The organism is Pseudomonas sp. LBUM1673, from assembly GCF_059695645.1.
This window is the reverse complement of sequence record NZ_CP166780.1, coordinates 4749259-4774065: the sequence shown is the minus strand read 5'-3', so window position 1 is coordinate 4774065 and position 24807 is coordinate 4749259. Positions and strand designations below refer to the sequence as shown.

Below are 24807 nucleotides of genomic sequence, written 5' to 3'. Positions count from 1 at the left end.
GGGGAGATGGCGCCTGGTCTGTTTTTTAGCCCAGTGATGGCCCTTTATTCTTCCCGCTGTCACCCCCTTGAGGGCGACGTTATTCGTTGTTTGTCGGCGCCCCTCGAATCCTTGCGAGCGGTGGTATTGGGCTGTTTATTATTGGGAAGCCGTAATGATTGGCATAAAGAGCATTGCGAGCTACGTTCCTGTAGCCGGCGTGGACAATTACGCACAAGGTGCAAAATTCGAAAAGGATGAAGAGTTCATCCTGGGCAAGATCGGTTCGGCCTTCCTGCCGCGCAAAGACGCCGGGCAAGAAACTTCGGACCTGTGTGTCGAAGCAGTCAACGCGCTGTTCGCCAACAATCCCGAACTGAAACGTGAAGCCATCGACGTGCTGATCGTCGTCACCCAGAACGGCGACGAAGAAGGCCTGCCGCACACCGCCGCCATCGTTCAGGACAAACTGGGCCTGCCGACGACCGTGGCCGCATTCGATATTTCCCTGGGCTGCTCCGGTTACGTCTATGGCATTTACGCCATCAAGGGTTTCATGGAGGCCGCAGGCCTGAAGAATGGCTTGCTGGTGACCGCCGATCCGTACTCGAAGATTGTCGACCCGGAAGACCGCAATACCACCATGCTTTTCGGCGATGCAGCCACCGCCACGTGGATGGGCGAAGACGCACCATGGCAGTTGGGCAAGGCCAAGTTCGGCACCGACGGTTCCGGCGCGCCACACCTGAAGGTTTCCGACGGGGTGTTCTTCATGAACGGCCGTCAGGTCTTCAACTTCGCGCTGCTCAAAGTGCCGGCGCATTTGCATGAGCTGCTCGCTGACTCGGGCCTCACGGCCGACGATATCGATGCCTTCTGCATTCACCAGGGCAGTGCGGCGATTGTCGATGCGGTGGCGCGGCGTTTCGAGGGTGAGCCTGAGAAGTTCATCAAGGACATGGTCGAAACCGGTAATACCGTGTCGTCGAGCATTCCGTTGCTGCTGGAAAAACACGTGCTCGATTCCAAGTGGAAGCGTGTGGCGCTCAGCGGTTTCGGTGTTGGTTTGTCTTGGGGTTCGGCGATCATCTATCGCCCTTGAACCTCGGCTTTTTAGTCAAAGAAAGCCAGGCACAAAAAAGCGCTCAAGGTGTAACCTTGAGCGCTATTTTTTTGCCCGAATGAAAAGCGAGGCTCCATGAGCGAGTTCTTTGAGCGCAATGCCGAGGTCATACAGCGCCGCTGGCCGCTGCTGTCTGCGCGGTTGCTGGTTGAAGACGCGAGCCTGTTGCAGGCTGATCTGGTCGAAGGCCTGGGCTCGACGTTGAGCATCAACGGCATCCAGCTGACCAGTCGCCACGACCGCACCCGCGAAGCCAGGCTTCAGGCCGACAGCCTGCCAGTCGACAGCCCCGTGGTGCATGTCTACGGCACCGGGCTTGGCGATCTGCAGATGGAGTTGCTGGCGCGCACTGGGCTTGAACGGTTGTATGTGCACATCCTCAACGGTGCGGTGTTTGCGCTGGTGCTGCAACTGCTCGATCAGCAGCAATGGCTCAACGATCCACGAGTCGAGCTTTTGTATGCCGGTGATCTGACGGAAATCCAGCTGCCGTTCTTTGCCTTGCCGTCCGAGCTGGTACTGGCCGATGACTTCAATGCCAAGATCCGTGATCGCCTGATCAGCGAAACCCACCTGACCTTCAATAACCGTGAATTCGACCCTCAGGCCCCGGACATCGTCGAGCGCTTGCAGGTGAGTCTGGAACTGGTGCAAGCCGATCGCGATGTGGCCGAGTTGTTCGGTTCGCGCAAAGGGCAGGAGGCGTTCGTTATTGCCACGGGCCCTAGTCTTGAACAGCACTTCGAGACCTTGCGCGCGATTCGCAATCAGGCTGAGCGGCCGTTGTTCATCTGCGTCGATACGGCCTACCGACCGCTGCTCGATCACGGGATCCGCCCCGATGTGGTGGTCAGCATCGACCAGCGCATCTCAGCCCGGCATCTGCCGCCTGAGGGTACGGCCGACATTACCCTGGCGTACATGCCCATGGTCGACCCTCAGGTGCTGGCAGCCTGGCAAGGACCGCGGTATGCCGGTTATTCCGCCAGTCCCATCTACCAGCAGATGCGTCGGCAACGGCCCAAGGGCGAGCTGTATGTCGGCGGCAGTGTGATTCATCCGGCGGTGGACCTGGCGGTGAAGATGGGTGCGGCACAGATCATCCTGTTCGGTGCCGACTTCGCCTTCCCCAACGACAAGACCCATGCCGGCTGGAACGATGGCGACCTGGGGCCACAACTGGGCGCGGCCAAACACTGGGTGCTCGATGGTCATGGTCAACGCATCAAAACCCAGCTCAATTTCCGCAGTTACTTGTGTGAACTGGAGCGTTTTATCGCAGGGCATCCTCAGGTGCGCTTCTATAACAGCAGCCGGGCAGGGGCGATGATCGCCGGTACGGTTTTTCATCCGGAGTTGGCGTTATGAGCGGGCTTGAGTCCTTTGTCGTCTACTCGGAGAAATGTGCGGCATTGTTCCGTTTGGGGCGTGATGTAGAAGCGGGGCTGGCGATGATCGAGTTGATGGGGGCCATGCAACCGTCCTTTGATCTGACGCCGCAGGTTATTCGGCAGCAGTGGGTGTTGTTGCTCGGCCAGATGCTCGAGTGCCAGGAGGCGCAGAACTGGCTGGCGCTGGCGGACTACCTGGAATACGAACTGGTCCGGTTGCTGCGCGACAGTCTGTCCATTTAAGCAATTTCTCTTGCGCCGGTGCAGGCGAGTCCTCGCCATCTCCGTCACCGGCATTTCCCTGACGTCATTTTTTTCGCTGCTCTCACGCTGCCCAGCCCTTGAATTACGGGGGGTGGCAACGTGATGGCAAATATTTTTGAAAATCCCCTAAAGCAAGTTGCAATCCCGACGATAACTATTACGAAGGTTCTCTAGGCCATACCCGGCGGTTGCCAGGGCCGGAAGCCGCAGTACCCAACCAACGAGGAATTCGTCATGGCATTAACAGTAAACACCAACGTCACATCGTTGAACGTGCAGAAAAACCTGAACAAGGCTTCCGATGCTCTGTCGACTTCGATGACTCGCCTGTCTTCCGGCCTGAAAATCAACAGCGCCAAAGACGACGCCGCCGGCCTGCAAATCGCTACCCGTATGACTTCGCAAATCCGTGGTCAGACCATGGCGATCAAAAACGCCAACGACGGTATCTCGATCGCTCAGACCGCTGAAGGCGCGATGCAGGAACAGACCAACATTCTGCAGCGTATGCGTGAACTGGCTGTTCAATCGCGAAACGACTCCAACGGTACTGCTGACCGTGTCGCTCTGAACACAGAATTCGCTCAGATGTCCGACGAGCTGACGCGTATCGCGGCGTCGACCAACCTGAACGGCAAGAACCTGATCGACGGTTCCGCTGGCACCATGACCTTCCAGGTCGGTTCCAACACAGGTGCGACCAACCAGATCACCATTGATCTGAGCGCTGGCATGGACGCTACGACTCTGGCCGTTGATAGTGCCCTTATTGCCATCACCGGTACCGATAGCACCACCGCAGAAAACAGCACCGCAGCATCTATCGTCGCAATCGATGCGGCTCTGGCGACCATCAACTCCACTCGTGCTGACCTCGGTGCTGCACAAAACCGTCTGACCAGCACCATCTCCAACCTGCAGAACATCAACGAAAACGCCGCTGCTGCACTGGGTCGCGTACAAGATACCGACTTCGCTGCTGAAACTGCGCAGCTGACCAAGCAACAAACTCTGCAACAGGCTTCCACCGCAGTTCTGGCCCAGGCCAACCAACTGCCATCCGCTGTACTGAAACTGCTTCAGTAACAACTGAGTAAGTTTTGGCGAGGGAGTGTGCATGTCGCGCTCTCTCGCTTTTTTGATTTAAGAGGTGATGGACATGGATATGAGCGTGAAGCTGAACTTGTCTTATCCTGCGGCCAAGCAGGCGACGACTGTTGCCGATAGGCCTGCGGAAAAGCCTCTAGCGGAAACTGCGCCAGTGGTTGCCGTCAAGGAAGAAGGTAAAAGCAATCAGACCGAACAGGAAAAACTGAAGATGGCCGTTCAGGAAATCGAAAAGTTCGTTCAGTCGGTCAAGCGTAACCTGGAGTTCTCGATTGATGAGCCTTCAGGCAAAGTAGTGGTAAAAGTGATTGCCAGTGACTCCGGTGAGGTGATCCGTCAGATCCCCAACGAAGAAGTCCTCAAGCTGGCGAACAGTTTGAATGATGCAAGCAGCCTGTTGTTCAGCGCAAAAGTCTGACAGCTGGCACGAATTTTGTTGTTATGTTCTTTTTGGCGTTGTAGTGGTCAAAAGGCCGACGACACACTGAAGGGAGTTACACATGGCAAGTATAACGAGCTCCGGCTTAGGCTCTGGCCTTGATACCAGTTCTATCGTCAAAGCCTTGGTCGAGGCTGACAAAGCCGCCAAGCAGGGCCAGATCGACCGTGCGACCACGAAAAACACGTCGAGTATCTCCGGTATCGGCACTTTAAAATCGGTGCTGGCGGCGTTTCAGACTGCGATGGATGGCTTGAACAGTACGACCAGCCCACAGTTCTCGGGGTTTGCCGCTACGTCCTCCAGTACAAGCGTTCTGACCGCCACGTCCAGTAACACGGCTGTCTCCGGTAGCTACGTTGTCAAGGTCACCCAACTGGCCACTTCTTCGAAAGTGGCCTCTGCTGCATTTGCCGATGGTGTCACCAGCACGATTCCGTCGGGCACGCTGACCATCACCCAAAACGGCACCAGTTACCCGGTCACGATAGAGGCGGGTGCCACCCTGCAATCGGTGCGTGACTCGATCAACACTCAATACCAGGCCAGCGGCCTGAGTGCCAACATCGTGACCGACAGTTTCGGCTCGCGTCTGGTGCTGGGTTCGACCACCATGGGTGCGGGTTCCGATATTTCTGCCAGCGGTATCGCCGGCCTGGAAATCGATGGGTCGGTCGAAATGGCCGCCACGCCGACCGCCACCTCTTCGGGTGCCATCGGCGGTCTGGCCCAGGATGCGGCGTTCACTGTCGACGGCCTGGCGATGACCAGCGACTCCAACACTCTCGACAGTACGATCTCCGGGCTGAGCTTGAGTCTGCTCACGGTCGGCACATCGACCGTGACCGTAGCGTCCAACAATGATGGTTTGAAGACGTCGATTCAGAAATTCGTCGATGCCTACAATGCTGTTGCCAAGGCTGTCACCTCTCTGACCAAGACTACGGCTGATGCAGATGGCAATTTGACTGTGGCGGCAGCGCTGACCGGCGACTCCCTGCCGCGCTCAGTGCTGGCGGCTATACGGGCGCCGTTGTCCGAAACCGGTGCTGGCGACAAGCTCACCGTGCTCTCTCAGTTGGGTATCAGCACTGATCAGACGACAGGCCTCTTGAATTTCGATAGCACGAAGTTCACTACGGCAATGAATGACAAGAAGCTGGGTGGTGAGGTTCAGACGCTGTTTACCGGTGACAACGGTTTGCTTGAGCGCATGGATAATGCGATCAAGCCTTATACCGAAGGTACTGGTACCGGTGCTGATAAAGTTGAGGCTATCCTCACGACGCGCACCAAAAATCTCAGTGTCATAGCGAAAAGACTGTCAGATGACCAGGATGCACTGGATCGTCGGATCGAAACCCTGACGGCGGTGTTGACCAAAAAGTACAACGCCATGGATGCCCTGGTGGGTCAGTTGAAGGCGACTGCCAGCAACATCACGTCCATGTTCGAGGCTATTACCGCCCAGCAAAACAACTCATAGGTTATAGCTCAGAGTGCCAAAAGCCCGGCAGCGTTTTCACGCTCCGGGCTTTTGGTTTTTGAATCTAAAGTTTTTTGACGCGTCGTCGATACACTGGTTATACGAACCACAGAATTCTGATGAGGTACAGCATGAATCCAATGTTAGCCCTTCGCCAATACCAGAAGATTGGCGCTCAGGCGCAAACTTCCGAAGCCAGCCCCCATCGTCTGGTGCAGATGCTGATGGAAGGCGGCCTGGATCGTATCGCTCAGGCCAAAGGTGCGATGGAGCGTAAGGACATTGCGAACAAAGGTGTTCTGATCGGCAAGGCTATCGGCATCATCGGTGGTCTGCGTGAAGGTCTGGACCTGGAAAACCAGGCCGAATCTGTGGGTGAGCTGGATAGTCTCTACACCTACATGATGAAGCGTCTGGCCGAGGCTAACATCAAGACCGATCCAAAAATTCTCGACGAAGTCGCCGATTTGCTTCGCACGGTGAAAGACGGTTGGGATGCTATCGCCGCGCCGGGTCCGCAGTTTTAAGGAGATCACCATGAGTCTTGTCTTGCAGCGAATCGAACAAACCCGGGACGCCCTGGTCGATGCATTGGCCGAGCGCAACTGGGAGGCCATTGGTGAGTTGGACCTGGCTTGCCGTTCCTGCATGGAAGACGTCTTGAGTGAAGCTTCGGTGGACGAGGCCGCGTTGCGCGACAACCTTGAGGAGTTGCTGGGGGTGTATAAACAGCTTCTGGCGGCGGCGACGGGTGAGCGGCAGGCAATAGTCGACGAGATGTCGCAGATCCACCAAGCACAGAACGCGGCAAAGGTTTACCATCTGTTTGGTTAAATTAACCCTCAGTTAATCCAAACATAGTGCGCCATAAATTTGACTGTGCACGGTTTTTTGACTTAACTAGTGGCTGGTTCCAGATTTCAGGCGTCTACAGGCACACTGTGTCTGCAAGCGTCTAGCTTGCCCCTCATTTTGGGCATTGAGTTGACTAGGGAAGTTGCTATTGCATGTGGCGTGAAACCAAAATTCTGCTGATTGATGACGATAGCGTCCGCCGCCGCGATTTGGCGGTGATTTTAAATTTTCTTGGCGAAGAAAATTTACCCTGTGGCAGCCATGACTGGCAGCAGGCTGTCGGCTCTTTGTCATCAAGTCGTGAAGTAATCTGTGTCCTCATCGGGACGGTCAATGCTCCTGGTGCACTCATGGGCTTGTTAAAGACACTCGCAACCTGGGATGAGTTCCTTCCGGTTTTGCTAATGGGCGATAATTCTTCCATTGACTTACCCGAAGACCAGCGTCGCCGAGTGCTTTCGACCCTCGAAATGCCGCCCAGCTACAGCAAATTGCTCGACTCGCTGCACCGTGCCCAGGTCTATCGCGAGATGTATGACCAGGCCCGTGAGCGCGGTCGTCACCGTGAACCCAATCTTTTCCGCAGCCTTGTGGGCACCAGCCGGGCGATTCAACACGTCCGTCAGATGATGCAGCAAGTCGCCGACACCGATGCCAGCGTGCTGATCCTCGGTGAGTCTGGCACCGGCAAGGAAGTGGTCGCGCGCAATCTGCACTACCACTCCAAACGTCGTGACGCGCCGTTCGTCCCGGTCAACTGCGGGGCGATCCCGGCCGAGTTGCTGGAAAGCGAATTGTTCGGCCACGAGAAGGGCGCCTTCACCGGGGCGATCACCAGCCGTGCCGGGCGTTTCGAACTGGCTAACGGCGGTACCCTGTTTCTCGACGAAATCGGCGACATGCCGCTGCCGATGCAGGTCAAGTTGCTGCGTGTCTTGCAGGAGCGCACCTTCGAGCGCGTGGGCAGCAACAAGACCCAAAGCGTCGATGTGCGGATCATCGCGGCGACCCACAAGAATCTCGAAAGCATGATCGAGATCGGTACCTTCCGCGAAGACCTCTACTATCGCCTGAACGTGTTCCCGATCGAGATGGCGCCGCTGCGCGAGCGCGTCGAAGACATCCCGCTGCTGATGAACGAGTTGATCTCGCGCATGGAGCACGAGAAGCGCGGTTCGATCCGTTTCAACTCGGCGGCGATCATGTCGCTGTGCCGTCACGGCTGGCCGGGCAACGTTCGCGAGCTGGCCAACCTGGTGGAGCGCATGGCGATCATGCACCCGTACGGGGTGATCGGCGTGGTCGAATTGCCGAAGAAATTCCGCTACGTCGACGACGAAGACGAGCAACTGGTCGACAGCCTGCGCAGCGATCTCGAAGAGCGGGTGGCCATCAACGGTCATACCCCGGACTTCACCGCCAATGCCCTGCTGCCGCCGGAAGGCCTGGACTTGAAGGACTACCTCGGCGGGCTGGAACAAGGGCTGATTCAGCAGGCGCTGGATGATGCCAATGGCATTGTGGCGCGTGCGGCCGAACGGCTGCGTATTCGTCGCACCACGCTGGTGGAGAAGATGCGCAAGTACGGCATGAGCCGTCGAGAAGGTGATGAACAGGCGGATGATTGACGCCTGTTTTTCAACCTCTTCATTTATAGGCAGTTTTTTTTAGGCACGGGTATTGCTACATCCCTCGCAACGTTCCGTTTAACTGACGGTCAACCACGCGAGAGAGCACGATGCCCCCAGCCGCCCAGATGTCTCCTGTCCCTGATGCTTCGGGGCAACCGTCGTCCGTAGAGCAGGCAAGCCGGCTTGGCCTTGAGCAGGCGTTTGCGCTGTTCAATCAGATGTCGAGCCAATTGACCGACTCCTACAGCATGCTTGAAGCCCGGGTCACCGAGCTCAAGGGCGAGCTGGCAGTGGTCAGCGCTCAGCGCATGCAGGAGCTGGCGGAAAAAGAACGCCTGGCCAACCGTCTGCAAAACCTCCTCGATCTGTTGCCCGGCGGCGTCATTGTCATCGACGCCCAGGGCATCGTGCGTGAAGCGAATCCCGCCGCGAGTGAGCTGCTCGGCCTGCCCCTGGAGGGCGAGCTGTGGCGCCATGTCATTGCGCGATGCTTTGCACCTCGGGAAGACGACGGTCACGAAATCTCTCTCAAGGACGGTCGACGCCTGTCGATCGCCACGCGCTCGCTGGACGCCGAGCCCGGTCAGTTGGTGTTGCTCAACGACCTGACTGAAACCCGTCATCTGCAAGATCAATTGGCTCGCCACGAACGCTTGTCGTCTCTGGGTCGTATGGTTGCGTCGTTGGCTCATCAGATTCGTACACCGTTGTCTGCCGCGTTGCTCTACGCCAGTCATTTGGCCGAGCAGGAATTGCCGGTCGCCACCCAGCAGCGTTTTGCCGCTCGCCTGAAAGAGCGTCTGCATGAGCTGGAGCACCAGGTTCGCGATATGTTGGTGTTCGCTCGCGGCGAGTTGCCGTTGACCGATCGCGTGACTCCCAAGCTGTTGATGCAGGCGCTGCAAGCGGCCGCACTGACCCATGTTCAGGATCTGCCGATTCGCTGGCAGTGTGACAGCCATGCCGGTGAGTTGCTGTGCAATCGCGACACGTTGGTCGGGGCGATCCTCAATCTGATCGAGAACGCCATTCAGGCTAGCGCCGGCGACGTCCGTTTGAAGGTTCACTTGTATACCCGCGGCAACAACCTGCGCCTGTGCGTCAGCGACAGCGGCAGCGGTATCGATGGCGCGGTGCTGGCGCGTTTGGGTGAACCGTTTTTCACCACCAAAACTACCGGCACCGGCTTGGGCCTGACCGTGGTCAAGGCGGTGGCCCGTGCTCATCAGGGAGAATTGCAATTGCGCTCGCGGCCGGGTCGAGGCACTTGCGCGCAGGTGATCTTGCCGCTTTTTTCTGGTCAGCAGCCCAGCGCTCAGGGAGAGAAGTGAAGGACATGGCCATCAAGGTTTTACTGGTCGAGGATGACCGCGCGCTACGGGAGGCATTGGCCGATACGCTGCTGCTTGCCGGGCACGATTACATCGCTGTCGGTTCGGCGGAAGAGGCGCTGGCTGCGGTCGGCGCCGAGGCATTTAACTTAGTGCTCAGTGACGTCAACATGCCGGGCATGGACGGTCACCAACTGCTTGGATTGCTGCGGGCTCGTCAGCCACAACTGCCGGTGTTGCTGATGACCGCTCACGGTGCTGTCGAACGAGCGGTCGATGCCATGCGTCAGGGCGCAGCGGATTATCTGGTCAAGCCGTTCGAGCCCAAGGCCTTGCTCGATCTGGTGGCGCGTCACGCCTTGGGCAATCTCGGCACGATCGAGAGCGAAGGGCCTGTGGCGTTCGAACCGGCCAGTGCGCAATTGCTGGAATTGGCTGCGCGCGTGGCACGCAGTGACTCCACAGTGTTGATCTCCGGTGAGTCCGGGACCGGTAAGGAAGTGCTGGCGCGTTACATCCATCAGCACTCTCATCGCGCCAGTCAGCCGTTCATTGCGATCAACTGCGCGGCGATCCCGGACAACATGCTCGAAGCCACCTTGTTCGGTCACGAAAAGGGTTCGTTCACCGGCGCCATCGCGGCGCAGGCCGGCAAGTTCGAACAGGCCGATGGCGGAACGATCCTGCTCGACGAAATTTCCGAAATGCCCCTCGGCCTTCAGGCCAAGTTACTGCGCGTATTGCAGGAGCGCGAAGTCGAGCGAGTCGGCGCACGCAAGCCGATCACGCTGGACATTCGAGTGGTCGCCACCACCAACCGTGATCTGGCCGGTGAAGTGGCGGCGGGGCGTTTTCGCGAAGATCTTTACTATCGCCTTTCGGTGTTTCCGCTGGCCTGGCGTCCGCTGCGCGAGCGCACCGCCGACATCCTGCCACTGGCCGAGCGGCTGCTGGCCAAACACGTCAATAAAATGAAGCATGCAGCGGCGAAGCTCTCGCCTGAGGCGCAGGCGTGCCTGATCGGCTATCCATGGCCGGGCAACGTGCGTGAGTTGGATAATGCGATTCAGCGTGCCTTGATTCTGCAGCAGGGTGGTTTGATCCAGCCGCAGGATTTCTGTCTGGCCGGGCCTGTGGCGTGTGCGCCGTTGCCGACATTGGCGCCAGCGCCCGTGCGCGCTGTGGAAGTCGAAGCCGAATCGGCAGGGGCGCTGGGCGATGACCTGCGGCGCCGTGAGTTTCAGATGATCATCGACACCTTGCGCGCCGAACGCGGCCGTCGCAAAGAAGCCGCCGAGCGACTGGGCATCAGCCCGCGCACCTTGCGCTACAAGCTGGCGCAAATGCGCGACGCCGGGATGGATGTGGAAGCTTACCTGTTCGCCACCTGAAAGTTGACGCAGCAACACCGCAAAACAAATGTGGGAGCGGGCTTGCTCGCGAAAGCTGTAGACCAGCCAGCATCTCTGTTGAATGGAAAACCGTATTCGCGAGCAAGCCCGCTTGTGTCTTGCGTTGGTTCACGGTTGAACAAAGCCCGGAATTGGCTTTTGTTTAGAGCGGCCACGGAGCTGGCACTCTTGTTGCTAACACCTCACTACCCGCCGAGTGAGTGTCAAAAAATTGCGGGTAGCCAAAGACGTAGCTTCGTCAAAGAGAGAAACCATGAGCCAAGGTATTGAATTCAATCGATTGATGCTGGATATGCGCGCCATGCAAATGGACGCCATGTCTGCGCCGAAATCGACTGCCGCAGTCCCTGAATTGGGCGGCAGCAGCTTTTCCGACATGCTCGGTCAGGCCGTCAATAAAGTGAACGACACCCAGCAGGCGTCCAGTCAGCTGGCCAGTGCCTTCGAGATTGGTAAAAGCGGCGTTGACCTGACGGACGTGATGATTTCCTCACAGAAAGCCAGCGTGTCTTTTCAGGCGTTGACCCAAGTGCGTAACAAGCTGGTTCAGGCATACCAAGACATCATGCAGATGCCGGTTTAAGGACGAGATTGAGTCATGGCAGAAGCAATCGCCGATAATGTTCCGGCCAAGGCCACTCCAATAGACGGCAAACCGCCGCTGTTCGGGTTGTCCTTCCTGGAAAACCTCTCCGAGATGACCATGTTGCGTCAGGTGGGCCTGTTGGTCGGCCTGGCCGCGAGCGTGGCGATTGGTTTTGCCGTGGTGTTGTGGTCCCAACAGCCGGACTACCGGCCTCTGTACGGCAGCCTTGCCGGTATGGACGCCAAGCAGGTCATGGAAACCCTGGCCGCAGCCGATATTCCCTATACCGTTGAACCGAACTCCGGTGCCTTGCTGGTCAAGGCCGATGACCTGTCCCGTGCGCGGCTCAAGCTCGCGGGCGCTGGTGTCACTCCCAGCGACGGCAACATCGGTTTCGAGATCCTCGACAAGGACCAGGGCCTGGGCACCAGCCAGTTCATGGAGGCGACCCGTTATCGTCGTGGCCTCGAAGGCGAACTGGCCCGGACCATTTCCAGCCTGAACAACGTCAAAGGTGCCCGCGTGCACCTGGCGATTCCGAAAAGCTCGGTGTTCGTACGTGATGAGCGCAAGCCAAGCGCCTCGGTGCTGGTTGAGCTCTATTCCGGTCGCTCGCTGGAGCCAGGCCAGGTCGTTGCCATCGTCAATCTGGTCGCGACCAGCGTTCCCGAACTGAGCAAGTCGCAGATCACCGTTGTCGATCAGAAGGGCAACCTGCTGTCGGATCAGGCGGAAAACTCCGAACTGACCATGGCCGGCAAGCAATTCGACTACAGCCGTCGCATGGAAAACATGCTGACCCAGCGTGTGCACAACATCCTGCAACCGGTGTTGGGCAACGATCGCTATAAAGCCGAAGTCTCGGCCGACGTGGATTTCAGTGCCGTCGAGTCGACTTCCGAGCAGTTCAACCCGGACCAGCCGGCGTTGCGCAGCGAGCAGTCCGTCAACGAACAACGTACCGCCAGCAATGGCCCGCAAGGTGTGCCGGGTGCCCTAAGCAACCAGCCGCCATCGCCAGCCTCCGCACCGCAAACCACCGGTGGCGCCACGGCATCGGCCGGCATGGTGCAACCAGGCCAACCGTTGCTCGATGCCAACGGTCAGCAAATCATGGACCCGGCCACCGGCCAGCCGATGCTGGCGCCGTACCCGGCGGATAAGCGTCAGCAATCCACCAAGAACTTCGAACTCGACCGTTCTATCAGCCACACCAAACAACAACAGGGCCGTTTGAATCGCCTGTCGGTGTCGGTGGTGGTGGACGATCAGGTCAAGGTCAACGCGGCCAACGGCGAAACCACCCGTGCACCGTGGAGCGCCGATGAATTGGCGCGCTTCACTCGTCTGGTGCAAGACGCGGTCGGTTTCGACGCCAGCCGTGGCGACAGCGTCAGTGTGATCAACATGCCGTTCTCTGCCGAGCGCGGTGAAGTGATTGCCGATATCCCGTTCTACTCCCAGCCGTGGTTCTGGGACATCGTCAAGCAAGTGCTGGGTGTGTTGTTCATCCTGGTGCTGGTGTTCGGTGTGCTGCGTCCGGTGCTCAACAACATCACCGGTGGCGGCAAAGGCAAGCAACTTGCTGGCCTGGGCAGCGACATGGAACTCGGCGGCATGAGCGGCCTGGACGGCGAACTGGCCAACGACCGCGTCAGCCTCGGCGGCCCGACCAGCATCCTGCTGCCGAGCCCGAGCGAAGGCTATGACGCACAGTTGAACGCAATCAAGAGTCTGGTGGCAGAAGATCCGGGTCGCGTGGCCCAGGTCGTGAAAGAGTGGATTAACGCAGATGAGTGATAACCGAGCCGTTGCCGCCAAACTGTCCCGGGTCGACAAAGCCGCGATTCTGCTGCTGTCCCTGGGTTCTACCGACGCCGCGCAAGTGTTGCGCCACATGGGGCCCAAAGAGGTCCAGCGTGTGGGCGTGGCCATGGCCCAGATGGGTAACGTGCACCGCGAGCAGGTCGAACAGGTGATGAGCGAGTTTGTCGACATCGTCGGTGACCAAACCAGCCTGGGTGTCGGTTCTGATGACTACGTGCGCAAAATGCTCACTCAGGCCCTGGGCGAAGACAAGGCCAACGGCCTGATCGACCGGATCCTGCTGGGCGGCAACACCAGTGGCCTCGACAGCCTGAAGTGGATGGAGCCGCGCGCCGTCGCCGACGTGATCCGTTACGAGCACCCGCAGATTCAGGCAATCGTGGTGGCGTACCTCGATCCGGATCAGGCCGGTGAAGTGCTGGGCAACTTCGACCATAAGGTGCGTCTGGACATCATTCTACGAGTGTCCTCGTTGAACACCGTGCAGCCAGCGGCCCTGAAAGAACTCAACCAGATTCTCGAGAAGCAGTTCTCCGGCAACTCGAATGCCTCGCGCACCACCTTGGGTGGCATCAAGCGTGCGGCCGACATCATGAACTTCCTCGACAGCTCGATCGAAGGTCAGTTGATGGACTCGATTCGCGAAGTCGACGAAGACCTGTCCGGTCAGATCGAAGACCTCATGTTCGTGTTCAACAACCTGTCCGATGTCGACGACCGCGGCATTCAGGCGCTGTTGCGCGAAGTGTCCTCGGACGTCCTGGTGCTGGCCCTCAAAGGCTCGGACGAAGGCGTCAAGGAAAAGATCTTCAAGAACATGTCCAAACGGGCGGCCGAACTGTTGCGCGACGACCTCGAGGCCAAAGGCCCGGTGCGCGTCAGCGACGTGGAAACGGCGCAGAAAGAAATCCTCACCATTGCCCGCCGTATGGCCGAAGCCGGAGAAATCGTTCTCGGCGGGAAGGGCGGCGAAGAGATGATCTAAGGTCACTATGTCGTCCAAACATGATGAGTCCAATACCGACCTGATCCGTGCCAAGGACGTCGGTGGTTTCGACATCTGGTCGCTGCCCAGTTTCGACCCGTTTGTGCCGGAACCCGAGCCCGAGCCAGAGCCCGAACCGCCGGAAATGGAAGAAGTGCCGCTGGAAGAAGTCCAGCCACTGACCCTCGAAGAGCTCGAAAGCATTCGCCAGGAGGCCTACAACGAAGGCTTCGCCATCGGCGAGAAAGAAGGTTTTCACAGCACCACGCTCAAGGTCCGTCAGGAAGCCGAAGTGGCCCTGGCGGCCAAGATCGCTGGCCTGGAACAACTGATGGTCAACCTGTTCGAGCCCATTGCCGAGCAGGACACCCAGATCGAAAAGTCCCTGGTCCACCTCGTGCAGCACATCACCAAACAAGTGATTCAGCGCGAACTGGCCATCGACTCGACGCAGATCGAACACGTCATGCGTGAAGCACTCAAGCTCTTGCCGCTGGGCGTGGGTAATGTGCGGCTGTACATCAACCCGCAGGATTTCGAACAGGTCAAAGCCCTGCGCGAGCGCCATGAAGAAACCTGGCGCATCGTCGAGGACGAGTCTCTGTTGCCGGGTGGCTGCCGGGTCGAGACGGAACACAGCCGTATCGACGCCACCATCGAGACCCGCGTTACCCAGGTCATGGCCAAGCTGTTCGATCAATTGCACGATCAGGCGCTGCACCCGGCCGCGCCGGACCTGAGCCTTGAGTTGCCGAGCGACGAAAAGCCTGTGGTCGCCCCGGTCGAACCAGAACTGGACGATCCCGATGCGCCTTGATCGCACCAGCTTCGCCAAGCGCCTCGGTAGCTATGCCGAGGCCACGGAGCTTGCAGGCGCGCCGATTCTTGAAGGCCGGCTGCTGCGCATGGTCGGCCTGACCCTCGAAGCCGAAGGCTTGCGCGCCGCCATGGGCAGCCGCTGCATGGTCATCAACGATGACAGCTATCACCCGGTGCAGGTCGAAGCCGAGGTCATGGGCTTCTCTGGCAGCAAAGTCTTTCTGATGCCGGTCGGCAGTGTCGCCGGCATCGCCCCCGGTGCCCGTGTGGTTCCCCTGGCTGATACCGGTCGTTTGCCGATGGGCATGAGCATGCTCGGGCGGGTGCTCGATGGCGCCGGTCGTGCGCTCGACGGCAAAGGTGGCATGAAGGCCGAAGATTGGGTGCCGATGGACGGCCCGACCATCAACCCGCTCAAGCGTGACCCGATCAGCCAGCCGCTGGACGTCGGTATCCGCTGCATCAACGGTTTGTTGACGGTCGGTCGCGGTCAGCGGCTCGGGTTGTTTGCCGGTACCGGCGTCGGCAAGAGTGTGCTGCTGGGCATGATGACCCGCTTCACCGAGGCCGACATTATCGTCGTCGGGCTGATCGGCGAGCGGGGTCGTGAAGTTAAAGAGTTCATCGAGCACATCCTCGGTGAAGAAGGGCTCAAGCGTTCGGTGGTGGTGGCGTCGCCGGCGGACGATGCGCCGCTGATGCGTCTACGGGCGGCCATGTACTGCACGCGGATCGCCGAGTATTTCCGCGACAAAGGCAAAAACGTCCTGTTGCTGATGGATTCCCTGACCCGTTTCGCCCAGGCCCAGCGGGAAATCGCCCTGGCTATCGGCGAACCGCCAGCGACCAAGGGCTATCCACCCTCAGTGTTCGCCAAGTTGCCGAAACTGGTGGAGCGGGCCGGCAACGCCGAAAAGGGCGGCGGTTCGATCACTGCGTTTTACACCGTATTGTCCGAAGGCGACGATCAGCAAGACCCGATCGCCGACTCGGCGCGGGGCGTGCTCGACGGGCACATCGTGCTGTCCCGGCGTCTGGCCGAGGAAGGGCATTACCCGGCCATCGATATCGAAGCGTCCATCAGCCGGGTCATGCCGTCGGTGGTCGGCGCCAAGCACATGAACCACGCGCAGATGTTCAAGCAATACTGGTCGCGCTATCAGCAGAGTCGCGACCTGATCAGCGTCGGCGCCTATGTGCCCGGCGGTGATCGTGAAACCGACACTGCCATCGCCCTGCAACCGGCCATGGTTACTTACCTGCGCCAGGGTCTGAACGACAACATCAGCATGGGCGCCAGCGAAGGCCATCTCGCTTCGGTCTTCGCACCAGCGCCGGGCGGTTGATCGATCATGGCCCCGAGTCGCGCGACGCGCCTGGCGCCTGTGGTGGAAATGGCCGAAAAGGCCGAGAAAACCGCCGTCCAGCGCCTGGGGCACTTCCAGGGTCAGGTTCGTCTGGCGGAAAGTAAACTCGCCGACCTGGAAAACTTTCGTCTGGAATACCAGGAGCAATGGATCGTGCGCGGCAGTAGCGGCGTGTCAGGCCAATGGTTGCTGGGTTACCAGGGATTTCTCGCGCAATTGGGCACGGCCATCGACCAGCAGCGCCAGAGTCTGAACTGGCATCAAAACAACCTGAACAAGTCTCGGGAAGCCTGGCAGCAGGCGTTTGCCCGGGTCGAAGGCTTGCGCAAACTGGTTCAGCGCTACATGGATGAGGCACGGCAGCTGGAAGACAAGCGTGAACAGAAGCTGCTGGATGAGCTGTCCCAGCGGTTGCCGCGTCAGGATCCGTATTGAGTGTCGGTTTTAAAAGATCGCAGCCTTCGGCAGCTCCTACATTGACCGCATGTAAACCCGATCCTGTAGGAGCTGCCGAAGGCTGCGATCTTTTGATTCTGATTTCCTGCCTTGCTCCTACCCTCGTCAGGTGCTAAACCTTCTACACGTACGTTCGCCAATGACAAGGAAGCCGTGAAATGTCAGTCGTTACAGAAGTATCTCAGGATGGGCAAAAGCTGACGATTTCGATCAAGGGACGATTCGATTTCGGTCGGCATCAGGAATTTCGTGAGTCCTACGAAAAACTCAACAAGAAACCCGATTCCATCGTAGTGGATCTGAAGGAAGCCACGTATCTCGATAGCTCGGCGCTGGGCATGCTGCTCTTGCTGCGTGATCACGCCGGTGGCGACAGTTCCGATATTCACGTCATCAACAGCAGTTCCGACGTGAAGAAAATCCTCGCCATCTCCAATTTCGACAAGTTGTTCGACATCAGTTGAGCGTCATGCAGCCGCTCGAGCCGCTGACGATTCTGATCGCCGAAGACAGCGCGGCCGACCGTTTGCTGCTGTCGACTATCGTCCGTCGTCAGGGCCATGAGGTGCTGACGGCTGGCAACGGTGCCGAAGCGGTCGACGTGTTTCGCTCGCAGCGACCGCACCTGGTGTTGATGGACGCCATGATGCCGGTGATGGACGGTTTCGAGGCCGCGCAGCAGATCAAGGCACTGGCTGGCGAAACCCTGGTGCCGATCATCTTTCTGACGTCGCTGACCGAAAGCGAAGCCTTGGCCCGTTGTCTGGAGGCCGGAGGCGACGATTTTCTGGCAAAGCCTTACAACCAGGTGATTCTCGCCGCCAAGATCAAGGCAATGGACCGCTTGCGGCGTTTGCAGGCCACCGTGCTGGAGCAGCGAGACCTGATCGCCAGGCACCACGATTACCTGCTCAACGAACAGCGCGTGGCCAAAGCCGTGTTCGACAAGGTCGCCCACTCCGGGTGCCTGAGTGCGCCGAACATCCGTTACCTGCAATCACCCTATGCGCTGTTCAATGGCGATCTGTTGCTGGCTGCGTTCACCCCGGCCGGCGACATGCACGTGTTGCTCGGCGATTTCACCGGTCATGGTTTGCCGGCCGCTGTTGGCGCCATGCCCTTGGCCGAAGTCTTCTACGGCATGACTGCCAAGGGCTACGGCTTGTCCGAAACCCTGCGGGAGATGAACGCCAAGCTCAAACGCATCCTGCCGGTGGACATGTTCTGCTGTGCGGCCCTGCTGTGCCTGAGCTTTCAGCGAGGGTCGATGGAGGTCTGGAACGGCGGGATGCCGGACGGTTACCTGCACAGCGTCGCCACCGGCGAACGTACACCGCTGACGGCACGGCACTTGCCGCTGGGTGTGCTGAGTCCGCAAACCTTCGATGATCGTACCGAGGTGTTCCCGATGGCCATCGGGGATCGAGTGTTCCTGCTGTCCGACGGGGTAATCGACACCTGCGATGCCAATGAACAGTTGTTTGGCGTAGAGCGACTGGAACAGGTGTTTGCAGCCAATCATCAGCCTGATGCGCTGTTCGAAGAGATCGAACAGGCCTTGCGGGACTTCCGTGGCGAGGCCCGCGATGACGTGAGCATGGTCGAGGTCAGCCTGCTGGAGGCTGCGCAATTGAGTCCGACTGCGCCGGTGTACTCCGACAGCGGCCAGTCCAGCCCGCTGGACTGGTCGGTGAGTTTCGAGTTCCGCTCTGCCACCCTCAAACGCTTCAATCCGCTGCCGTACTTGTTGCAATTGCTGCTTGAGGTGCATGGCCTGCGGGCTCAGAGTGGCGCACTCTACAGTGTGCTGGCAGAGCTTTATTCCAATGCCCTTGAGCATGGCGTGCTGGGCCTGGATTCGAGTTTGAAACGCGATGCTTCGGGTTTTGCGCGTTATTATCAACAGCGCAGTGCGCGCCTGGACGAATTGCGGGACGGCTATGTGCGGGTGCATTTGCAGGTGATGCCAAAAGGCGAGGGCGGTTGCCTGACAGTCCGGATCGAAGACAGTGGCAAGGGCTTCGATGTAGCGCGGATAATGGAGCGTCCCGTCGATGATGTCCGTCTGTCGGGACGAGGAGTCAATTTGATCCGCCAGTTGAGTCATCATGCGAGCTGGTCCGATAATGGTCGAAGTGCTCACGTGGAGTTTTTCTGGGAGGCTCTGGCATAATCCCAGGCATTCTTGATCAAGGAGTGAACAAGTGGACGACAAACATCTGGACCGGGACGTGCTGAGCGCGTTGCGGGAAGTTATGGAAGACGGGTATCCAGAATTGCTTGATACCTTTCTCGCCGATTCCGAAGAGCGTTTGAGTCTGCTGCGGCAGGCTGACGATGCCGATCGGTTAGGCGCCACTGCGCATAGTTTCAAGGGCAGCAGCAGCAACATGGGCGCTACCCGGCTGGCCGAGCTGTGCCATGAACTGGAGCAGCGAGCCAAAGAAAAAAAACTCGAAGGCATTAAAGCGCTGGTCGGAGAAATTGACGGCGAATTCGCCATTGTCCGGCTACTTTACGAAGCGGAACGCCAGCGTTCCCTTGCCGAACCAGCAACCGTCCGGCGCTTTTAACAGCTAGCGAGCAAAGCTGGCTCGACCCTTGCAATCAACTTGCTCAACTGTACCTACGATCCCAGTGCAGCGGAGACCGTTTTATGCCCGTTACCCCCAACATTCTTCTTCAGACCGCCGCTGCGGCCAAAACTCAAGCCGCGTCCGCCAATGCACCGGCACTGACGGCTGAGCCCGGGGACAAGGCGTCCAGCTTCGCTCAGGTCTACGCCAATCAGGCCCAGAGCAAGCCCTCGGCCGTGGCGGACGGATCGACTAAATCCGCACGCGACAAAACTGCGGACAATGGCGGCAAAAAGGATGTGAGCAACGACCCGTCTGCCGCCCCGGAACCGGCGGTTGCCGATAGCGGCAAAACCTTGCCCGCCGATAAACCGGCGCAGACCGACGACAAGACAGCCAGCGATGACGCGCCGGAGACTGCTGAGTCGTCGACGCCGGTGGCCGATACCGCGCCTGTCGATCCGACCCTCGATCCGACCCTCGATCCTGCGTTGATGCAGGTGATGCAGCCGGTGGTGGCAGCCCCTGTGCCGCAAACCCCGCCGGTTGTGGCTACTGCGCAGTCACCCGTTGAAGCACCTGTCGCGGCCGCCGTTACGGCGGCAGCGGCGCAGGCTGTTGCGACCGCCGATCCTGATTTCGACCCCGAAGCTGATCCTCTCGATGCGCTGCCTGCGGTGCGCATGGCCATGGAACAGGGCGGGCACGTTTCGGCGGCAAGCCAGGCCCAGTCAAAAGCTGCACCAACCTCGACTCAAGTCGATGGCGAGCCGACTTCGGCGCAAAACTTTGCTGCGGGCATGGCAAGCATGCTTGACGTGCAAGCCGATCAGGACAGCACCAGCCAGGGCGGCGAGAAGGCTTTCAGTGGCCTGATCGATGACGGCCTCAAGGATCTGAAATCCGCCAGCAGCGATACCCGTGTTGATGATTTCGCCAACCGTCTGGCGGCACTGACCCAGGCGGCAACACCCAAGACTGCCAATGCAGTGCCGGTGAACCAGCCGATCGCCATGCATCAGAGCGGTTGGACTGAAGAGGTGGTCAACCGGGTCATGTACCTGTCCAGCGCCAACCTCAAAGCGGCCGACATTCAGTTGCAACCGGCCGAGCTGGGACGCCTCGATATTCGGGTGAACATGGTTCCGGATCAGCAGACCCAGGTGACCTTCATGAGCGCTCACCCAAGCGTTCGCGAAGCGCTCGACGGGCAAATGCATCGCCTGCGTGACATGTTCGCGCAGCAGGGCATGGGCCAGGTCGACGTTAATGTTTCCGATCAGTCTCGTGGCTGGCAGGGCCAGGGTCAGGAGCAGGCTCAACAAGGCCAGGGTGGGCGTACCAATGCCAGCGGCGGTCGCCTCGATGCCGTCGATGAAGAGCTTCCTGCGACTGTCGCTGAAGTAGCCGCGAACACCACCAGCGTGATTGGCTCCAGCGCCGTCGACTACTACGCCTGATCAAGCGCAACACCCTGTAGGAGCGAGGCTTGCCCGCGAAGAACGATAACGCGGTTTAACCGATAAGCCACGTTATCGTTCTTCGCGGGCAAGCCTCGCTCCTACAGTTCTTACGATCTCATTAAACCTGCGCCTCAACGCCCCGACACTTCTGGCATAACACTTGCTCTTGCCTTGCCGTGCGACTGTGAAAACCCGAATAGTGACGGATTATTGGCATGGCGAAGAGCGAAACAGCAGCAGTAAAAGACCCTGCAACCAAAGGCAAGATCAAGCTGATCATCGTGATCGTGCTGGCTTTGCTGCTGGCGATCGGTGTGTCCGTGGGGGCGACCTGGTTCTTCATGCACAGCGCTCAGAGCAAGCCTGTTGCCGCGGTTGAAACCGCTGTGCTCGGCAAGCAGCCGGCGATCTTCGAGCCGATGGCTCCGGCCTTCGTGGCCAACTACACCCAGAACGGCCGTCAGCGCTACATGCAGGTGAGCATCACCATGCTGGGTCGCAATCAAGCTGATCTGGAGGCGCTCAAAGTCCACATGCCGGTGATCCGCAATAACCTGGTGATGCTGTTTTCCGGTCAGGATTTCGCCACGCTGGCGACCCCGGTCGGCCAGGAGATGTTGCGTCAGAAGGCCACGGCCAGCGTTCAGGAAGTGGCGCAGAAAGAGCTTGGCAAAGTGGTGATCGAACAGTTGCTTTTCACTAATTTCGTACTGCAGTAGGAACACGACATGGCCGTGCAGGACCTGCTGTCCCAGGATGAGATCGATGCGCTGTTGCATGGCGTCGACGATGGTCTGGTACAGACCGATAACGCCGCTGAACCCGGCAGCGTCAAAAGCTACGACCTGACCAGCCAGGATCGCATCGTCCGTGGACGCATGCCGACCCTGGAAATGATCAACGAGCGTTTTGCCCGCTACACCCGCATCAGCATGTTCAACATGCTGCGCCGCTCGGCGGACGTTGCCGTCGGTGGCGTGCAGGTGATGAAGTTCGGCGAATACGTGCACTCGCTGTACGTGCCGACCAGCCTCAACCTGGTCAAGATCAAACCGCTGCGCGGCACCGCACTGTTCATCCTCGACGCCAAACTGGTGTTCAAACTGGTGGACAACTTCTTCGGCGGCGATGGCCGTCACGCGAAGATCGAAGGGCGTGAATTCACCCCCACCGAACTGCGAGTGGTGCGCATGGTGCTGGAACAGGCCTTCGTCGATTTGAAGGAAGCCTGGCAGGCGATCATGGAGGTGAACTTCGAGTACATCAACTCGGAAGTGAACCCGGCCATGGCCAACATCGTCGGCCCGAGCGAAGCCGTTGTGGTGTCGACGTTCCACATCGAACTCGATGGCGGTGGCGGTGACCTGCACGTGACGATGCCGTACTCGATGATCGAGCCGGTGCGCGAAATGCTCGATGCCGGTTTCCAGTCGGACCTCGACGATCAGGACGAGCGCTGGGTCAACGCCTTGCGCCAGGACGTGCTGGACGTCGACGTGCCGATCGGTGCCACGGTTGCCCGCCGCCAGTTGCGCCTGCGCGACATCCTGCACATGCAGCCGGGGGATGTGATCCCGGTCGAGATGCCGGAAGAGATGATCATGCGCGCCAACGGCGTGCCGGCCTTCAAGGTCAAGATGGGCTCGCACAAAGGCAACCTCGCGTTGCAAGTGATCGAGCCGATCGAGCGCCGTTGATCGGCGCTCTACACAATCGCTTTTAACTGACAGCCTCTAATTGAATGGTTGCCCGCCGAGGACAAATGATGAATGACGATATGAACGCCCAGGACGACCAGGCACTGGCTGATGAATGGGCTGCGGCCCTGCAGGAAACCGGTGACGCCGGGCAAGACGATATCGATGCCTTGCTGGCCGCCGACGCCGCGAGTTCGCCGTCCAACCGTCTGCCGATGGAAGAGTTCGGCAGCGTGCCGAAGAACAATGATCCGGTCACCCTGGACGGTCCGAACCTGGACGTGATCCTCGACATCCCGGTGTCGATTTCCATGGAAGTCGGCAGCACCGACATCAACATCCGCAACCTGCTGCAGCTCAACCAGGGCTCGGTGATCGAGCTCGATCGTCTGGCCGGCGAGCCGCTGGACGTGCTGGTCAACGGCACGCTCATCGCCCACGGCGAAGTGGTGGTGGTCAACGAAAAGTTCGGCATCCGCCTGACCGACGTGATCAGCCCAAGCGAACGCATCAAGAAGCTGCGCTGAGTGAAAAGGGTTCTGGGAGGGGTGCTTGGGTTAGCGTTGGCCTTGCCATTCAGCGTGTTGGCTGCCGAGCCGGTAACGACTGCAGCAACAGCAGCCGCTGCGCCGGCCGTCAGCAGCAGTGTGGCCGGGCAATTGACGCAATTGGTGTTCGGCTTGCTGCTGGTGCTGGGGCTGATCTTCTTCCTCGCCTGGCTGCTGCGCCGGGTCCAGCAGGCCGGGCCGGCCGGCAAGGGGCAGGTGATCGAGCTGATCGGTTCCCGGGCGCTTGGCCCTCGTGATCGTTTGATGCTGGTGCAGGTGGGCAACGAACAGATTCTGCTCGGCCTGAGCCCCGGCACCATCACCGCGTTGCATGTGCTCAAGGAGCCGGTGCAAGTGCCGGGCGGGACTGAAAAAGCGACCCCCGAGTTTGCCCAGCGCCTGTTGGAGCTGTTGGGCAAGGATCAGAAGGATAAGAAGTAATGGGTGCGTTACGCATCGTCTTGACGCTGGCCCTGATGCTGGCAGCGCCGCTGGCGTTCGCCGCCGATCCGTTGTCGATCCCGGCTATCACCCTGGGCACCAACGCCGAAGGCGCTCAGGAATACTCGGTCAGCCTGCAAATCCTGCTGATCATGACCGCGCTGAGTTTCATCCCGGCGTTCGTCATGCTGATGACCAGTTTCACCCGGATCATCATCGTTTTCTCGATCCTGCGTCAGGCCCTGGGCTTGCAGCAGACACCGTCGAACCAGATCCTCACCGGCATGGCGCTGTTCCTCACCATGTTCATCATGGCGCCGGTGTTCGATCGTGTGAATCAGGATGCCTTGCAGCCGTATCTGGCGGAAAAACTCACCGCTCAGGATGCCGTGGCCAAGGCTCAGGTGCCGATCAAGGACTTCATGCTCGCCCAGACGCGCAGCAGCGATCTGGAGCTGTTCATGCGCCTATCCAAGCGCACCGACATTGCTTCGCCGGATCAGGCCCCGCTGACGATTCTGGTTCCGGCGTTTGTGACTTCGGAGCTGAAAACCGCGTTCCAGATCGGCTTCATGATCTTCATCCCGTTCCTGATCATCGACCTGGTCGTGGCCAGTGTGCTGATGGCGATGGGTATGATGATGCTCTCGCCACTGATCATTTCCCTGCCGTTCAAGATCATGCTTTTCGTGCTGGTGGACGGCTGGGCGTTGATCATTGGCACGTTGGCCAGCAGCTTCGGCGGCGTTTCACCATGACGCCGGAAGTTGCCGTAGACATCTTTCGCGAAGCGCTGTGGCTGACCACCGTGATGGTCGCCGTGCTGGTGATCCCAAGCTTGCTGGTGGGGTTGTTGGTGGCGATGTTCCAGGCGGCCACCCAGATCAACGAACAGACCCTGAGCTTCCTGCCGCGCCTGCTGGTGATGCTGGTGACGCTGATCGTTGCCGGCCCGTGGCTGGTGCAGACTTTCATGGAATACATCCTGCAGTTGTACGGCAGTATTCCTCAGGTCATTGGCTAA

Annotated in this window: 27 protein-coding genes; all 27 read left to right on the top strand. The window is 59.2% G+C overall.

Annotated features, from left to right (window positions below):
- Nucleotides 1-154 precede the first annotated feature (154 nt).
- Nucleotides 155-1081 (top strand): ketoacyl-ACP synthase III, encoded by a 927-nt coding sequence (locus ACA044_RS22100; protein ID WP_007894181.1) that lies wholly within the window; start codon nt 155-157, stop codon nt 1079-1081.
- Nucleotides 1082-1177: 96 nt separating this feature from the next.
- Complete coding sequence (locus ACA044_RS22095) at nt 1178-2470, top strand: motility associated factor glycosyltransferase family protein (protein ID WP_497443269.1); 1293 nt, start codon at nt 1178-1180, stop codon at nt 2468-2470.
- Complete coding sequence (locus tag ACA044_RS22090) at nt 2467-2736, top strand: hypothetical protein (RefSeq protein ID WP_497443268.1); 270 nt, start codon at nt 2467-2469, stop codon at nt 2734-2736. The genes ACA044_RS22095 and ACA044_RS22090 overlap by 4 nt, the downstream gene beginning before the upstream one ends.
- Nucleotides 2737-2991: 255 nt before the next feature.
- Nucleotides 2992-3843 (top strand): flagellin domain-containing protein, encoded by an 852-nt coding sequence (locus tag ACA044_RS22085; RefSeq protein ID WP_497443267.1) that lies wholly within the window; start codon nt 2992-2994, stop codon nt 3841-3843.
- Between the two features lie 73 nt (nt 3844-3916).
- Entirely contained in the window at nt 3917-4282 is a 366-nt protein-coding gene (locus ACA044_RS22080; protein ID WP_497443266.1) for a flagellar protein FlaG, read from the top strand.
- A gap of 82 nt (nt 4283-4364) precedes the next feature.
- On the top strand, nt 4365-5789 hold the full coding sequence (gene fliD / locus ACA044_RS22075; protein WP_497443265.1) for a flagellar filament capping protein FliD: 1425 nt from the start codon (nt 4365-4367) through the stop codon (nt 5787-5789).
- A gap of 131 nt (nt 5790-5920) precedes the next feature.
- The gene (gene fliS / locus ACA044_RS22070) at nt 5921-6316 is read left to right on the top strand and encodes a flagellar export chaperone FliS (protein WP_497443264.1); all 396 of its coding nucleotides are present in this window, start codon (nt 5921-5923) and stop codon (nt 6314-6316) included.
- A 10-nt stretch (nt 6317-6326) separates the two neighbouring features.
- Nucleotides 6327-6623 carry a flagellar protein FliT gene (gene fliT / locus ACA044_RS22065; protein ID WP_497443263.1) on the top strand — a complete coding sequence of 99 codons (297 nt, stop codon included), beginning with the start codon at nt 6327-6329 and terminating at the stop codon, nt 6621-6623.
- A 173-nt stretch (nt 6624-6796) separates the two neighbouring features.
- The gene (locus ACA044_RS22060; protein WP_497443262.1) at nt 6797-8272 is read left to right on the top strand and encodes a sigma-54 dependent transcriptional regulator; all 1476 of its coding nucleotides are present in this window, start codon (nt 6797-6799) and stop codon (nt 8270-8272) included.
- 110 nt (nt 8273-8382) lie between these two features.
- Nucleotides 8383-9606: a sensor histidine kinase gene (locus ACA044_RS22055; protein WP_497443261.1), complete on the top strand. Its 1224-nt coding sequence runs from the start codon at nt 8383-8385 to the stop codon at nt 9604-9606.
- Nucleotides 9607-9611: 5 nt separating this feature from the next.
- Nucleotides 9612-10997, top strand: coding sequence for a sigma-54-dependent transcriptional regulator (locus ACA044_RS22050; RefSeq protein ID WP_497443260.1), 1386 nt, complete (start codon nt 9612-9614; stop codon nt 10995-10997).
- 274 nt (nt 10998-11271) lie between these two features.
- On the top strand, nt 11272-11601 hold the full coding sequence (gene fliE / locus ACA044_RS22045; protein WP_497443259.1) for a flagellar hook-basal body complex protein FliE: 330 nt from the start codon (nt 11272-11274) through the stop codon (nt 11599-11601).
- Nucleotides 11602-11616: 15 nt separating this feature from the next.
- Nucleotides 11617-13404: a flagellar basal-body MS-ring/collar protein FliF gene (fliF, locus tag ACA044_RS22040; RefSeq protein ID WP_497443258.1), complete on the top strand. Its 1788-nt coding sequence runs from the start codon at nt 11617-11619 to the stop codon at nt 13402-13404.
- Nucleotides 13397-14416, top strand: coding sequence for a flagellar motor switch protein FliG (gene fliG / locus ACA044_RS22035; RefSeq protein ID WP_008006649.1), 1020 nt, complete (start codon nt 13397-13399; stop codon nt 14414-14416). The genes fliF and fliG overlap by 8 nt, the downstream gene beginning before the upstream one ends.
- A 7-nt stretch (nt 14417-14423) precedes the next feature.
- A complete protein-coding gene (gene fliH, locus ACA044_RS22030) occupies nt 14424-15233 on the top strand; it encodes a flagellar assembly protein FliH (protein WP_497443257.1) in 810 nt (269 codons plus the stop codon).
- On the top strand, nt 15223-16581 hold the full coding sequence (fliI, locus tag ACA044_RS22025) for a flagellar protein export ATPase FliI (protein WP_497443256.1): 1359 nt from the start codon (nt 15223-15225) through the stop codon (nt 16579-16581). Before fliH ends, fliI begins: the two co-directional genes overlap by 11 nt.
- A gap of 6 nt (nt 16582-16587) precedes the next feature.
- The gene (fliJ, locus tag ACA044_RS22020; protein ID WP_497443255.1) at nt 16588-17037 is read left to right on the top strand and encodes a flagellar export protein FliJ; all 450 of its coding nucleotides are present in this window, start codon (nt 16588-16590) and stop codon (nt 17035-17037) included.
- Nucleotides 17038-17216: 179 nt separating this feature from the next.
- Nucleotides 17217-17522: an STAS domain-containing protein gene (locus tag ACA044_RS22015; protein ID WP_497443254.1), complete on the top strand. Its 306-nt coding sequence runs from the start codon at nt 17217-17219 to the stop codon at nt 17520-17522.
- Nucleotides 17523-17527: 5 nt separating this feature from the next.
- Entirely contained in the window at nt 17528-19231 is a 1704-nt protein-coding gene (locus ACA044_RS22010; protein WP_497443253.1) for an ATP-binding SpoIIE family protein phosphatase, read from the top strand.
- A gap of 31 nt (nt 19232-19262) precedes the next feature.
- Nucleotides 19263-19631 (top strand): Hpt domain-containing protein, encoded by a 369-nt coding sequence (locus ACA044_RS22005; protein WP_497443252.1) that lies wholly within the window; start codon nt 19263-19265, stop codon nt 19629-19631.
- Between the two features lie 83 nt (nt 19632-19714).
- A complete protein-coding gene (locus ACA044_RS22000; protein WP_497443251.1) occupies nt 19715-21094 on the top strand; it encodes a flagellar hook-length control protein FliK in 1380 nt (459 codons plus the stop codon).
- Between the two features lie 218 nt (nt 21095-21312).
- Nucleotides 21313-21816, top strand: a complete 504-nt coding sequence (gene fliL / locus ACA044_RS21995) for a flagellar basal body-associated protein FliL (RefSeq protein ID WP_497443250.1) — start codon at nt 21313-21315, stop codon at nt 21814-21816.
- A gap of 9 nt (nt 21817-21825) precedes the next feature.
- Complete coding sequence (fliM, locus tag ACA044_RS21990; RefSeq protein ID WP_010456950.1) at nt 21826-22794, top strand: flagellar motor switch protein FliM; 969 nt, start codon at nt 21826-21828, stop codon at nt 22792-22794.
- 68 nt (nt 22795-22862) lie between these two features.
- On the top strand, nt 22863-23321 hold the full coding sequence (gene fliN, locus ACA044_RS21985) for a flagellar motor switch protein FliN (RefSeq protein WP_497447283.1): 459 nt from the start codon (nt 22863-22865) through the stop codon (nt 23319-23321).
- Complete coding sequence (gene fliO, locus ACA044_RS21980; protein WP_497443249.1) at nt 23322-23783, top strand: flagellar biosynthetic protein FliO; 462 nt, start codon at nt 23322-23324, stop codon at nt 23781-23783.
- A complete protein-coding gene (gene fliP, locus ACA044_RS21975) occupies nt 23783-24541 on the top strand; it encodes a flagellar type III secretion system pore protein FliP (protein WP_008072635.1) in 759 nt (252 codons plus the stop codon). The genes fliO and fliP overlap by 1 nt, the downstream gene beginning before the upstream one ends.
- On the top strand, nt 24538-24807 hold the full coding sequence (fliQ, locus tag ACA044_RS21970; protein WP_150748843.1) for a flagellar biosynthesis protein FliQ: 270 nt from the start codon (nt 24538-24540) through the stop codon (nt 24805-24807). The genes fliP and fliQ overlap by 4 nt, the downstream gene beginning before the upstream one ends.

Bases quoted from the DNA above. Each gene is read 5' to 3' on its own strand.
- ACA044_RS22100 (WP_007894181.1), top strand. From the start codon at position 155: ATGATTGGCATAAAGAGCATTGCGAGCTACGTTCCTGTAGCCGGCGTG.
- ACA044_RS22095 (WP_497443269.1), top strand. From the start codon at position 1,178: ATGAGCGAGTTCTTTGAGCGCAATGCCGAGGTCATACAGCGCCGCTGG.
- ACA044_RS22090 (WP_497443268.1), top strand. From the start codon at position 2,467: ATGAGCGGGCTTGAGTCCTTTGTCGTCTACTCGGAGAAATGTGCGGCA.
- ACA044_RS22085 (WP_497443267.1), top strand. From the start codon at position 2,992: ATGGCATTAACAGTAAACACCAACGTCACATCGTTGAACGTGCAGAAA.
- ACA044_RS22080 (WP_497443266.1), top strand. From the start codon at position 3,917: ATGGATATGAGCGTGAAGCTGAACTTGTCTTATCCTGCGGCCAAGCAG.
- fliD (WP_497443265.1), top strand. From the start codon at position 4,365: ATGGCAAGTATAACGAGCTCCGGCTTAGGCTCTGGCCTTGATACCAGT.
- fliS (WP_497443264.1), top strand. From the start codon at position 5,921: ATGAATCCAATGTTAGCCCTTCGCCAATACCAGAAGATTGGCGCTCAG.
- fliT (WP_497443263.1), top strand. From the start codon at position 6,327: ATGAGTCTTGTCTTGCAGCGAATCGAACAAACCCGGGACGCCCTGGTC.
- ACA044_RS22060 (WP_497443262.1), top strand. From the start codon at position 6,797: ATGTGGCGTGAAACCAAAATTCTGCTGATTGATGACGATAGCGTCCGC.
- ACA044_RS22055 (WP_497443261.1), top strand. From the start codon at position 8,383: ATGCCCCCAGCCGCCCAGATGTCTCCTGTCCCTGATGCTTCGGGGCAA.
- ACA044_RS22050 (WP_497443260.1), top strand. From the start codon at position 9,612: ATGGCCATCAAGGTTTTACTGGTCGAGGATGACCGCGCGCTACGGGAG.
- fliE (WP_497443259.1), top strand. From the start codon at position 11,272: ATGAGCCAAGGTATTGAATTCAATCGATTGATGCTGGATATGCGCGCC.
- fliF (WP_497443258.1), top strand. From the start codon at position 11,617: ATGGCAGAAGCAATCGCCGATAATGTTCCGGCCAAGGCCACTCCAATA.
- fliG (WP_008006649.1), top strand. From the start codon at position 13,397: ATGAGTGATAACCGAGCCGTTGCCGCCAAACTGTCCCGGGTCGACAAA.
- fliH (WP_497443257.1), top strand. From the start codon at position 14,424: ATGTCGTCCAAACATGATGAGTCCAATACCGACCTGATCCGTGCCAAG.
- fliI (WP_497443256.1), top strand. From the start codon at position 15,223: ATGCGCCTTGATCGCACCAGCTTCGCCAAGCGCCTCGGTAGCTATGCC.
- fliJ (WP_497443255.1), top strand. From the start codon at position 16,588: ATGGCCCCGAGTCGCGCGACGCGCCTGGCGCCTGTGGTGGAAATGGCC.
- ACA044_RS22015 (WP_497443254.1), top strand. From the start codon at position 17,217: ATGTCAGTCGTTACAGAAGTATCTCAGGATGGGCAAAAGCTGACGATT.
- ACA044_RS22010 (WP_497443253.1), top strand. From the start codon at position 17,528: ATGCAGCCGCTCGAGCCGCTGACGATTCTGATCGCCGAAGACAGCGCG.
- ACA044_RS22000 (WP_497443251.1), top strand. From the start codon at position 19,715: ATGCCCGTTACCCCCAACATTCTTCTTCAGACCGCCGCTGCGGCCAAA.
- fliL (WP_497443250.1), top strand. From the start codon at position 21,313: ATGGCGAAGAGCGAAACAGCAGCAGTAAAAGACCCTGCAACCAAAGGC.
- fliM (WP_010456950.1), top strand. From the start codon at position 21,826: ATGGCCGTGCAGGACCTGCTGTCCCAGGATGAGATCGATGCGCTGTTG.
- fliN (WP_497447283.1), top strand. From the start codon at position 22,863: ATGAATGACGATATGAACGCCCAGGACGACCAGGCACTGGCTGATGAA.
- fliP (WP_008072635.1), top strand. From the start codon at position 23,783: ATGGGTGCGTTACGCATCGTCTTGACGCTGGCCCTGATGCTGGCAGCG.
- fliQ (WP_150748843.1), top strand. From the start codon at position 24,538: ATGACGCCGGAAGTTGCCGTAGACATCTTTCGCGAAGCGCTGTGGCTG.